General features: G+C 46.0%; 5 tRNA genes. All 5 read right to left on the reverse strand.

Annotated elements, in window-relative coordinates:
* Positions 1 to 104 precede the first annotated feature (104 nt).
* The 5 genes from SFC47_RS25825 to SFC47_RS25845 all read right to left on the reverse strand — a co-directional run bounded on the left by SFC47_RS25825 (position 105) and on the right by SFC47_RS25845 (position 644).
* Positions 105 to 178, reverse strand: a tRNA-Gly gene (locus tag SFC47_RS25825).
* Between the two features lie 14 nt (positions 179 to 192).
* A tRNA-Pro gene (locus SFC47_RS25830) sits at positions 193 to 269 on the reverse strand.
* Positions 270 to 275: 6 nt separating this feature from the next.
* Positions 276 to 352, reverse strand: a tRNA-Arg gene (locus SFC47_RS25835).
* Positions 353 to 413: 61 nt separating this feature from the next.
* A tRNA-Leu gene (locus tag SFC47_RS25840) sits at positions 414 to 499 on the reverse strand.
* Between the two features lie 60 nt (positions 500 to 559).
* Positions 560 to 644, reverse strand: a tRNA-Leu gene (locus SFC47_RS25845).
* Between the last annotated feature and the right edge of the window lie 39 nt (positions 645 to 683).

Below are 683 nucleotides of genomic sequence, written 5' to 3' on the forward strand. Positions count from 1 at the left end.
GCAAAGCTACTTCATCGAATAACTTCTTGCTGCCATGCGACGAGCTGAAGGATCACACCTTCGAATAAACTATGGCGCAGGAGCAATTTAAAAATAAGATTAATTGGAGCGGGTGATGAGAATCGAACTCACAACATCAGCTTGGAAGGCTGAGGTTTTACCACTAAACTACACCCGCATATAAAATTTGAATGGTCGGGAAGACAGGATTCGAACCTGCGACCCCTTGGTCCCAAACCAAGTGCTCTACCAAGCTGAGCTACTTCCCGTAAATATGGCGCGCCCGAAAGGAGTCGAACCCATAACCTTCTGATCCGTAGTCAGACACTCTATCCAATTGAGCTACGGGCGCAAACTTTCAAAGTCAACTTTTATATTGTATCAAAACGAATTTGATATGTCAACATCTTTTTTGGTGCGGCCGAGAGGACTTGAACCTCCACGGGGTTGCCCCCACTAGGCCCTCAACCTAGCGCGTCTGCCATTCCGCCACGACCGCATATTTTAGCGACATTTATAATCATAACAGATTATCAACATGTTTTCAATAGTTAATAATTGGTGCGGGTGAAGGGAGTCGAACCCCCACGCCTTGCGGCGCCAGATCCTAAGTCTGGTGCGTCTGCCAATTCCGCCACACCCGCATATATAGTAGATTATTTTGCTTTTCACAAAAAATCTAA

The sequence above is a fragment of the Neobacillus niacini genome (assembly GCF_046591715.1).
Classification (GTDB): Bacteria; Bacillota; Bacilli; order Bacillales; family Cytobacillaceae; genus Neobacillus; species Neobacillus niacini_L.